General features: G+C 71.8%; 10 protein-coding genes, 3 tRNA genes and 1 riboswitch. Of the genes, 10 read left to right on the plus strand and 3 right to left on the minus strand.

Features of this window, described 5'->3' with window-relative positions; all coding sequences use genetic code 11:
• The first annotated feature begins 17 nt into the window (after positions 1-17).
• A complete protein-coding gene (gene htpX / locus HDG68_RS15030; RefSeq protein WP_172153452.1) occupies positions 18-911 on the plus strand; it encodes a zinc metalloprotease HtpX in 894 nt (297 codons plus the stop codon).
• 87 nt (positions 912-998) lie between these two features.
• Positions 999-1859 (plus strand): potassium channel family protein, encoded by an 861-nt coding sequence (locus HDG68_RS15035; protein ID WP_172153453.1) that lies wholly within the window; start codon positions 999-1001, stop codon positions 1857-1859.
• Between the two features lies 1 nt (position 1860).
• Here the strand turns inward: HDG68_RS15035 and HDG68_RS15040 are convergent, their stop codons facing one another.
• The 3 genes from HDG68_RS15040 to rarD are packed head-to-tail and all read right to left on the minus strand — an operon-like array spanning position 1861 to position 4221.
• Positions 1861-2769 carry an HAD hydrolase family protein gene (locus HDG68_RS15040; RefSeq protein ID WP_172153454.1) on the minus strand — a complete coding sequence of 303 codons (909 nt, stop codon included), beginning with the start codon at positions 2767-2769 and terminating at the stop codon, positions 1861-1863.
• A complete protein-coding gene (locus tag HDG68_RS15045; protein ID WP_172153455.1) occupies positions 2766-3260 on the minus strand; it encodes a YajQ family cyclic di-GMP-binding protein in 495 nt (164 codons plus the stop codon). Before HDG68_RS15045 ends, HDG68_RS15040 begins: the two co-directional genes overlap by 4 nt.
• A gap of 25 nt (positions 3261-3285) precedes the next feature.
• Positions 3286-4221, minus strand: a complete 936-nt coding sequence (gene rarD, locus HDG68_RS15050; RefSeq protein WP_172153456.1) for an EamA family transporter RarD — start codon at positions 4219-4221, stop codon at positions 3286-3288.
• 170 nt (positions 4222-4391) lie between these two features.
• On the opposite strand from rarD, the gene HDG68_RS15055 reads away from it, so the two are divergent.
• From HDG68_RS15055 to thiC, 8 genes are all read left to right on the plus strand, one after another.
• A tRNA-Tyr gene (locus HDG68_RS15055) sits at positions 4392-4473 on the plus strand.
• Positions 4474-4590: 117 nt separating this feature from the next.
• A tRNA-Thr gene (locus HDG68_RS15060) sits at positions 4591-4663 on the plus strand.
• Between the two features lie 66 nt (positions 4664-4729).
• Positions 4730-4806, plus strand: a tRNA-Met gene (locus HDG68_RS15065).
• A gap of 86 nt (positions 4807-4892) precedes the next feature.
• On the plus strand, positions 4893-5063 hold the full coding sequence (gene rpmG, locus HDG68_RS15070; RefSeq protein ID WP_106267369.1) for a 50S ribosomal protein L33: 171 nt from the start codon (positions 4893-4895) through the stop codon (positions 5061-5063).
• Positions 5064-5082: 19 nt separating this feature from the next.
• Positions 5083-5562, plus strand: coding sequence for an FAS1-like dehydratase domain-containing protein (locus tag HDG68_RS15075; RefSeq protein WP_172153457.1), 480 nt, complete (start codon positions 5083-5085; stop codon positions 5560-5562).
• Positions 5559-5984 carry a MaoC family dehydratase gene (locus HDG68_RS15080; RefSeq protein WP_172153458.1) on the plus strand — a complete coding sequence of 142 codons (426 nt, stop codon included), beginning with the start codon at positions 5559-5561 and terminating at the stop codon, positions 5982-5984. Before HDG68_RS15075 ends, HDG68_RS15080 begins: the two co-directional genes overlap by 4 nt.
• Before the next feature lie 106 nt (positions 5985-6090).
• Entirely contained in the window at positions 6091-7593 is a 1503-nt protein-coding gene (locus HDG68_RS15085) for a Tat pathway signal sequence domain protein (protein ID WP_246254050.1), read from the plus strand.
• Positions 7594-7647: 54 nt separating this feature from the next.
• A riboswitch (TPP riboswitch) is annotated at positions 7648-7752 on the plus strand.
• Positions 7748-9505, plus strand: coding sequence for a phosphomethylpyrimidine synthase ThiC (thiC, locus tag HDG68_RS15090; RefSeq protein WP_172153459.1), 1758 nt, complete (start codon positions 7748-7750; stop codon positions 9503-9505). It overlaps the preceding riboswitch by 5 nt.
• The last annotated feature ends 280 nt before the right edge of the window (positions 9506-9785 follow it).

The raw sequence follows: 9785 nt of genomic DNA on the forward strand, positions 1-9785 counted from the left end.
GAGGAAGGAGTCATCCGGTGGGTCATCGCCACTTCAACGGTCTGAAGACCGTCCTGCTGTTCGGTGTGCTGTGGGCGGTGCTGCTCGGTCTGTGGGCCGTGTTCTTCCGCGGCAGCCAGGGCATGCTGTTCCTCTTCACGGCCATCGGTCTGATCGGGACGTTCGTCGGGTACTGGAACTCCGACAAGATCGCGATCAAGGCGATGCACGCCTACCCGGTGACCGAGCTCGAGGCCCCGGAGATGTACCGGATCGTGCGCGAGCTGTCCACGGTGGCCCGCCAGCCCATGCCGCGGCTGTACATCTCGCCCACCCAGGCGCCCAACGCGTTCGCCACCGGCCGCAACCCCAAGAACGCCGCCGTGTGCTGCACCGAGGGCATCCTGCGCATCCTCGACGAGCGCGAGCTGCGCGGCGTGCTGGGCCACGAGCTGATGCACGTCTACAACCGCGACATCCTCACCTCCTCGGTCGCGTCCGCGTTGGCGGGCGTCATCACGTCGCTCGCGCAGTTCCTGCTGATCTTCGGCGGCGGCGACCGCCGCGAGGGCGGCAACCCGCTGGCCGCGATCGCCCTGGCGATCCTCGCGCCGTTCGCGGCGATGCTCATCCAGATGGCCATCTCCCGCACCCGCGAGTACGACGCCGACGAGGACGGCGCCAAGCTCACCGGCGACCCGATGGCGCTGGCCTCGGCGCTGCGCAAGCTCGAGCAGGGCACCAAGGCGGCCCCGCTGCCGCAGACGCAGTCGCTGGAGAACGTGTCCCACCTGATGCTCGCCAACCCGTTCCGCGGCGGCGGCATGGCCAAGCTGTTCTCCACCCACCCGCCGATGGACGACCGCATCGCCCGGCTGGAGAAGATGGCCGGCGGCACCGGGTTCGGCCCGGGCGGCATCACCCGGTACTGATCCGCCGCCGGCGGACCGTGCCCCCCCCGTCGGCGGACCGTCCCCCCGTCGGCGGCCCGGCGCGCGTCTTCGCTACCCTGAGGCGCGATGACCGACCACACCACGCCGCCCCGCGCTCTGTCCCCGGCCCTGGACGAGGACCCTCGCGTCGCCGAGTGGGAGCGGCGCACCGAGTGGCCGCTGATCGCGGCCGCCGGGGTCTTCCTGGTCGCCTACGCCGTCCCGATCGTGTGGCCCACGGCCCCGAGCACGGTCCACAGCGTGTGCCAGTGGGTGGTGCTGGGTTCCTGGCTCGTCTTCGTCGTGGACTACGCCGCCCGTCTGCTGCTGTCCGAGCGCCGGTGGTGGTTCGTGCGCCACAACCTGCTCGACCTGGCGATCGTCGCGGTGCCGCTGCTGCGGCCGTTGCGGCTGCTGCTCCTGGTCAAGGCGATCAAGCGGCTCAACCGGGCCGGGGCGACGGCGATGCGCGGCAAGGTCGTGCTCTACGCCGCCGCGGGGTCGGCGCTGTTGGTGCTGGCCGGCGCCCTGGCGGTCACCGATGCCGAGCGGGGCGCCCCGGACAGCACCATCCAGAACGTGGGCGACGGGTTCTGGTGGGCGCTGGTGACGATGGCGACGGTCGGGTACGGCGACACCTACCCGGTGACGGTCACCGGCCGGTTCGTGGCGGTCGGCATGATGCTGGGCGGCATCGCCGTGCTGGGTGTCGTGACGGCGACGCTGTCGTCGTGGCTCGTGCAGAACGTCGAGGAGCGCTCGGACGAGGAGCGCGCCGAGCGCCGGGACTCCACGGACGACCTGTGGGCCCGCCGCGGCGACGTGGAGGGCCTGGTCGCCGAGGTCCGTGCCCTGCGTGAGGAGGTGTCGCGGCTGCGGCCCGACGGCGGCACGCCCGCCGTGGCGGAGGCGCCGCCCACGCCGTCGGACACACCGCCGGCCCGCTGACTCAGGACTGCGCGAGCACGGCCTCAAGTGCGACGGCGACGCCGTCGTCGTCGTTGGCGCCCACGACCTCGTCGGCGCAGCCCAGCACGTCCGGGTGACCGTTCGCGACGGCGAGACCCCACCCGGCCCAGCGCAGCATGGGCAGGTCGTTGGGCATGTCGCCGAACGCCCAGACGTCGGCGGCGTCGATCCCGAGCCGGTCGCACCAGCGGGCCAGCGCCACGTCCTTGGTCACCGACGGGGCGAGCAGCTCGGCCAGGCCCGCCGCGCCGGAGAACGCCAGGTGGGCCCGCTGCCCGGCGACGTCACGCACGGTCGCGAAGAAGGCCTCCTGGGCGGCGTCGTCGACGCCACCGCGCTGCACTTCGCCGACGCGGGTCGAGGGGGCCGAGCCCGGTCGCACGGCGAGCAGCTTGCCGACCGGTGCCCTGCGCCCGGCGTCCGTCGCCCCGCCGGCCGGGGTGCCGCCGTCGGGCAGCGTCAGCTCCACGGGGACGGCGCGCACGTGGTCGGGCAGACCGGGCTCGTCCTTCGGGAACCAGGGGTCGAACGCCGGGCCGTCGGTGCGCTCGAAGGCCAGGGCGACGTCCGGCACGGCGTCGCGCAGGTCGGCGGCGAGCCCGCGGACGGCGTCGTCGGCGAACCCGTCGACCTCCAGCGCCTGTCCCGAGGCCAGGTCCCACACGGCTGCCCCGCCGAGGCAGACCACGCGGCCGTGGGTGCCGACGCAGTCGGCCAGGCCGCTCAGCCAGCGGGGCGGACGCGCCGTCACGAGGACCACCTCGATGCCGGCCTCCTCGGCCGCGCGCAGCGCGGAGCGCGTGCGGTCCGAGACCGTGCCGTCCGAACGCAGGAGGGTCCCGTCCAGGTCGGACGCGACCAGGCGTGGCGGCCGCGCGACCGAGCTCACCGGTAGTTGACGAACTGCAGGGCGACGTCGAGGTCGGCGCCCTTGAGCAGGGCGATCACGGACTGCAGGTCGTCGCGGCTCTTGGAGGTCACGCGGACCTCGTCGCCGGTGATCTGCGTCTTGACGCCCCTGGGTCCCTCGTCGCGGATCAGCTTGGTGATCTTCTTGGCGTTCTCGCCGGACAGGCCCTCCTTGAGCGAGGCGCCGAGGCGGTACTCCTTGCCGGACGGCTGCGGCTCGCCCTCGCCGGTGTCGATCGCCTTGAGCGAGACGCCGCGCTTGACGAGCTTGGTCTGGAACACGTCGAGGGCGGCGTTCACGCGCTCGGCGCTGTTCGCGACGATGAGGATCGACTCGCCGCTCCAGGAGATGGAGGCGCCGACGCCGCGGAAGTCGTAGCGCTGGTTGATCTCCTTGGCGGCCTGGTTGAGGGCGTTGTCGACCTCCTGGCGGTCCACCTTGGAGACGATGTCGAACGACGAGTCGGCCACGGGAAGCTCCTTGCGCTGGGCGGGATCAGAGTGCTGGGTCCACGGTAGTGCGTCCGACGGCGGCCAGGCGGGCGGCGCGGGACGCCCGGGTGGCGTCGACGGTCAGGACCACCAGCGCGACCCACACCAGGGCGAAGCCGACCCACCGGGTGGTCGGCATGTGCTCGTCGAACACGAGCAGACCGAGCAGGAACTGCAGCACCGGGGTGAGGTACTGCAGCATGCCGACCACGCTGAGCGGCAGGCGCCGGGCCGCCGCCGAGAACAGCAGCAGCGGCAGCCCGGTGACGACGCCGCACGCCATGAGCAGCAGGGCGTGGCCCGTGCCCTGGATGCTGAACGTGCCGGCGCCGGTGACGGCGAGCCAGCCCAGGAAGGCCAGGGCGAACGGGGTGGCGACCGCGGTCTCGGCGGCCAGGCCGGGCAGGGCGTCCACACCGCGCCCGACGCGGTTCTTGACCAGGGAGTACAGCCCGAACGCGCCGGCCAGCACCAGCGAGATCCAGGGCAGGCCGCCCACGCCCGTCGAGATGACCACGACGGCGGCGGCCCCGAGCCCGAGCGCGACCCACTGTGCGGGGCGCAGCCGTTCGCGCAGCACCACGATGCCGAGCAGCACCGTCAGCAGGGGGTTGATGAAGTAGCCGAGCGCGGCGTCCAGCACGTGCCCCGTCAGGACCGCGTAGACGTAGGTGGTCCAGTTGACGATGATCAGCGCCGAGGCGATCGCGAAGAGCCCGAGCGCGCGCGGGTTGCGCAGCACGGCGACGAACGCCTCGAGCGAGCGCGTCGCGGCGAGCAGCACCAGGCAGAAGACGAGCGACCACACGATGCGGTGGGCGATGATCTCCAGGGCGCCGGCGGGCTCCAGCAGGGGGAAGAACAGCGGCATGGCGCCCCACAGGAGGAAGGCGCCGAGTCCGAGCGGGAGGCCCCAGCGGTCCGGGGCGGTGGACGTCACCCGCGCAGGATATGTCCGCCGGGTGGGCCGCGTCCCGACGTCGCACCGGCGTCGGGCGCCCGGGGTGACCGGCCGGCGTCCGGCGTGATCAGCACCACGGCGGACGGATTAGCACCCAGGGCTCGGAGACCGCTACAGTTGTCTCCGCGAGTTCGTCCGCGGACTCGCTCGGCAGGTTGCCCGAGCGGCCAAAGGGAGCTGACTGTAAATCAGCCGTCATCGACTTCGGGGGTTCGAATCCCTCACCTGCCACCGCACGGAGCGGTTCTCACCCCGGTGAGAGTGGTTCCGGCACCTGGGGAAGACGTCAGGTGCAGCCAGCGGAACGGATTTCGTCCGGCACCGCAGGCCGTGTAGAGTCTTCCCCGCGCCCCGATAGCTCAGTCGGTAGAGCATCTCCATGGTAAGGAGAAGGTCAAGGGTTCGATTCCCTTTCGGGGCTCTGTGACACACGCGGGGTCGTCCACCCGGGAATACCGGGCGGACGGTCTCGCGTTGCGTCACGCGCGGCGGGGTAGCTCAGCTGGTCAGAGCGCACGACTCATAATCGTGAGGTCGCGGGTTCGAGCCCCGCCCTCGCTACCAACAGACGAACACGGGTTCGGCGGCCGGCGTCGGACCCGATTCTTGACGCACGTTGCGCCTTCCGGGGGCGCGAGAGGTGACACACCATGGCTTCCAAGAGCGCGGACGTCCGCCCGAAGATCACGCTCGCCTGCGTGGACTGCAAGGAGCGGAACTACATCACGAAGAAGAACCGCCGGAACAACCCGGACCGTCTCGAGATGGCGAAGTTCTGCCCCCGCTGCGGCAAGCACACCGCGCACCGCGAGACCCGCTGAGCCTGCGGTAGCACCCGACGTGGCGAGCACTCCCGACCCCGCGTACGCCGGGCGTGAGTACCCGGCTACCGGTCCGTACGCCGTCGGCCGCGAGAAGATCCGCGAGTTCGCCTCCGCCGTCGGAGCCTCCCACCCCGCGCACCACGACACCGTGGCGGCGCGGGGTCTCGGCTATCCGGACCTCGTCGCGCCGCCCACCTTCGCCGTGGTGATCGCCCAGCGCGCCGAGTCGCAGTACGTCGCCGACCCCGCTGCCGGGATCGACTTCTCCCGCGTGGTGCACGCCGACGAAGGCTTCACGCATCACCGGCCGATCGTCGCCGGCGACGAGCTGGTCACCGTCCTGCACGTGGACTCGGTGACCCAGCGAGCCGGGATCTCCATGATCAGCACCCGGTGCGAGCTCTACGCCGCCGGTCCCGACGGCGAGGCCGACACCGACGACCACGTCGCCACCGTCACCTCCAGCCTGGTGGTGCGCCCGGAGGAGTCCGCATGACGCGCCCCGTGCTCGAGGAGCTGACCGTCGGCGACGTCGTCGCGACGCGCACGGTGCAGATCGACCGCGCCACCCTGGTGCGCTACGCCGGCGCGAGCGGCGACTTCAACCCGATCCACTGGGACGAGCGCTTCGCCCGCGAGGTCGGCCTGCCGGACGTCATCGCGCACGGGATGTGCACGATGGGCACCGTCGTCGACGTCGTGACCGACTGGGTCGGCGACCCGGGTGCGGTCGTGCGCTACGGCACCCGCTTCACCAAGCCTGTCCCGGTCCCCGCCCGGGGCGCGGCCTCCGTCGAGGTCACCGCGACCGTGGGCGCCCTCGACGTCGAGGCGCGCACGGCCCGCATCGACCTGGCCGTCACCCACGACGGCGCCAAGGTGCTCGGCCGGACGCAGGCCGTCGTGCGGCTCGGCTGACAGCTCCGCTTCCTCGAGGTGTGAGGTGCTTCACATCCGCAAGTGACACGAGTATCCTCTGCTTTGGTAGCGCTTCCACCGAGCGCGGACATCAAAGGAGATGCTCATGCCGCAGTCGACCCGCCCGTACGCCGCCCCGACCGACCTGGACGGTCCCGCCCGCACCGCACGAGCCGACGTCGCACCGCTCGATGCCCGCACGCTCAGTCGCCGCAGCCTCCTCGTCGCCGGTGCCGCCGGCGCGCTGACCCTCGCCGCGGGAACCGAGGCGTGGGCCGGGGGACGAGGGCACGGTGAGGAACGATGGCACGGCGGCCGCGGTCCCCACCACGGGGGTGAGCGTTCCCTGCGGTCCTCGGTGCGGCGTGCCGACGGCTTCCTCGGCGTCATGACCGCCGCGTACCCCGAGGTGAACGCCGGGCCGCGGATGGCGCAGTCCTACGCCGACCAGCTCGGCCTGTTCTCCACCGCGTTCGTCTACGACGTCGCCCTCACGATCTGCGCGTCCCTCGCCGTCGGGCAGGTGGACCGCGCCGCGACCCTCGCCGACGGGCTCGTCTTCGCCCAGGAGCACGATCCGGCGTACGACGACGGCCGCCTGCGCCAGGGCTACAACACCGGCCCGTACACGTTCTACGACGGCTCGCCGCAGCCGTACGGTCTCGAGCTGCCCGACGGCACCGCCAACATCGGGTGGCAGTTCGGATTCCTCGGCGCCGCCGTCGGGGACATGGCCTGGCCCGGCGTCGCGCTGCTGCACACCTACGCCGCCACCGGAGAGGCGCGCTACCGCGACGCCGCGGTCCGCATCGGCGAGTGGATCCTCGACAACACGTGGTCCGAGCGCACGCTCGGGGGCTTCTCGTTCGGCGTCGACGGTGGGAACACGCCGATCCCCAACGGGTCGACGGAGCACAACGTCGACTGCATCGCGTTCTTCCGCCAGCTCGAGGCCCTCGCCGGTGGGCGGCGCTGGCGCCGGGCCCGCGACCACGCGCGCGAGTTCGTCGACCTGATGTGGGACCGTCGCGGCGGGTTCTTCTACACGGGGACGAACGACGGCGAGGAGATCAACCGTTCGCCGCTCCCGCTCGACCCCGCGACCTGGGGGTGGCTCGCCATGCGGGAGAACAGCTACGGCCGTGCCCTCGACTGGGCCGACGACGCCCTCGCCGCCCGGGACGTGGCGGGCACCGGCAACTCCCAGCTCCCCGAGGGCGTGACCATCTCCGGCGTGACATTCTCCAGCGCCAGCCTGGAGTCCACGGCGTCGTACAACGGACTGCCCGTGCACCAGGACGGCGTGTGGCTGGAGGGCACCGCGCAGCTCGCCTGCGCCCTGGCCGACCGCGGCCAGGGGGCCCGGGACTCGCGCCGCGCACGAGCGCTGCTGGGCCAGTTGCTGCGGACCCAGGAGCTCGTCGGCGCGGGGCAGACCGTCGGTGGCGAGGTGCTCCCGGAGCGCTCCGGCGTCGTGGCGGCCTCCAGCCTGATCGACTCCGGGTTCGGTTTCGGCTACTTCCAGGTGCAGCACACCGGTGCCACGTCCTGGTACGTCATGGCGGCCGAGGGCGTGAACCCGCTGCAGGTGGGCGGTCTCGGCGTCTGACCCGCCCTCGTTCATGCCCACAGCGGTGCGGGCCGCTGACGTGCTACGTTGCAGGTGATCCCACGGGAGCCCAGGCAAGGGCTGAGATCGGGCTGTCGCCGCCCGGACCGTCGAACCTGACCGGGTCATGCCGGCGTAGGAAGTAGGAGCACACATGCACAACGACGCACCGTCGCGCGCGCTCGCCGTCGAGCGGGACGCCCAGTCCGGGATCACGGTCCCGGTCACCGAGATCACCCTGGCCGACTCGCCCGACGGGTCGGCCAACACCCCGGTGCGGGTCTACCGCACCGAGGGCCCCGGCGGGGACCCCACCCGCGGCATTCCCGCGCTGCGCGAGGCGTGGATCGCCGAACGCGGCGACACCGAGGAGTACGACGGCCGCGACCGCACCCTGGCCGACGACGGCCGCGGGGCCGCCCGCCGTGGAGCCGCCTCCGCCGAGTGGCAGGGGGCCCGCCGTCGCCCCCGCCGCAGCGCCACCGGCGAGCCGATCACCCAGATGGCCTACGCCCGTCGTGGCGAGATCACCCCGGAGATGCGGTTCGTCGCGGTCCGTGAGGGGGTCGACGTCGAGCTCGTGCGCTCCGAGGTCGCTGCCGGCCGGGCGATCATCCCGAACAACGTCAACCACCCCGAGTCGGAGCCGATGATCATCGGCAAGGCGTTCACCGTGAAGGTCAACGCCAACATCGGCAACTCCGCCGTGCACTCCTCGATCGCCGAGGAGGTCGAGAAGCTGCAGTGGGCCACGAAGTGGGGCGCCGACACGGTCATGGACCTGTCCACCGGCGACGACATCCACACCACCCGCGAGTGGCTGCTGCGCAACGCCCCGGTGCCGATCGGCACCGTGCCGATCTACCAGGCGCTCGAGAAGGTCGACGGCGACGCCTCCCGGATGACCTGGGAGATCTACCGCGACACGATCATCGAGCAGTGCGAGCAGGGCGTCGACTACATGACCGTCCACGCGGGGGTGCTGCTGCGCTACGTCCCGCTCACGGCCAACCGGGTGACCGGCATCGTCTCGCGCGGCGGCTCGATCATGGCCGGCTGGTGCCTGGCCCACCACCAGGAGAACTTCCTGTACACGCGGTTCGACGAGCTGTGCGAGATCTTCGCGGCCTACGACGTCGCGTTCTCCCTCGGTGACGGGTTGCGGCCGGGGTCGATCGCGGACGCCAACGACGCCGCCCAGTTCGCCGAGCTCGACACCCTCGCCGAGCTCACCAAGCGTGCCTGGGAGCACGACGTGCAGGTCATGGTCGAGGGGCCCGGACACATCCCGCTGCACCTGGTGCGCGAGAACGTCGAGCGCCAGCAGGAGCTGTGCGACGGCGCGCCCTTCTACACGCTGGGGCCGCTGGTCACCGACATCGCCCCGGGGTACGACCACATCACCTCGGCGATCGGGGCGACCGAGATCGCCCGGTACGGCACCGCGATGCTCTGCTACGTCACGCCCAAGGAGCACCTGGGGCTGCCGAACCGGGACGACGTGCGCACCGGCGTCGTCACCTACAAGATCGCCGCGCACGCCGCCGACGTTGCCAAGGGGCACCCGGGGGCGACGGCGCGGGACAATGCGCTGAGCAAGGCGCGGTTCGAGTTTCGGTGGCGCGACCAGTTCAACCTGTCGCTCGACCCGGAGCTGGCCGAGTCCTACCACGACGAGACGCTGCCGGCGGAGGCCGCCAAGACGGCGCACTTCTGCTCCATGTGCGGACCGAAGTTCTGCTCGATGCGGATCTCGCAGGACATCCGCGACGAGTTCGGCGACGCCGCGGCCCAGCGTGAGCGGGTCGCCGACGCCGAGGCCGGCATGGCGGAGAAGGCGGCGGAGTTCCGTGCCGCCGGGGGAGAGGTCTACCTGCCGACCCCCACCGTCCCCGCCGCCCCCGCCAGGTAGGCAACTTCTCCCCGAGGTAGGCAACTTCTCCGCGAGGTAGACCAGGACTCGCCGAGGTAGGCGATTTCCCCGCGAGCTATGGCACGTCCGGCGCGATCTCGCGCAGGAGTCGCCTATGTCGCAAGGAATGCGCCTACCTCGGCGAGAAGTCGCCTACGTCGCGCAACCGTGGCCTACCTCGCGAGGAAGTTGCCTACCTGTGAGTCTTCGGGTGGCTGACCCGGGGTCGGCTGGCCAGGGTGGTGTTGTTCTGGTCGCGGTGGCGTGGCTCGTTGCCTAC

Source organism: Isoptericola chiayiensis (assembly GCF_013149805.1).
In the GTDB taxonomy this organism is placed as follows: Bacteria; Actinomycetota; Actinomycetes; order Actinomycetales; family Cellulomonadaceae; genus Isoptericola; species Isoptericola chiayiensis.

Excerpts from the sequence above, each read along its gene's own strand:
- HDG68_RS15035 (WP_172153453.1), top strand. The coding sequence starts at position 999 with ATGACCGACCACACCACGCCGCCCCGCGCTCTGTCCCCGGCCCTGGAC.
- rpmG (WP_106267369.1), top strand. The coding sequence starts at position 4,893 with ATGGCTTCCAAGAGCGCGGACGTCCGCCCGAAGATCACGCTCGCCTGC.
- HDG68_RS15080 (WP_172153458.1), top strand. The coding sequence starts at position 5,559 with ATGACGCGCCCCGTGCTCGAGGAGCTGACCGTCGGCGACGTCGTCGCG.
- HDG68_RS15085 (WP_246254050.1), top strand. The coding sequence starts at position 6,091 with ATGCCGCAGTCGACCCGCCCGTACGCCGCCCCGACCGACCTGGACGGT.
- thiC (WP_172153459.1), top strand. The coding sequence starts at position 7,748 with ATGCACAACGACGCACCGTCGCGCGCGCTCGCCGTCGAGCGGGACGCC.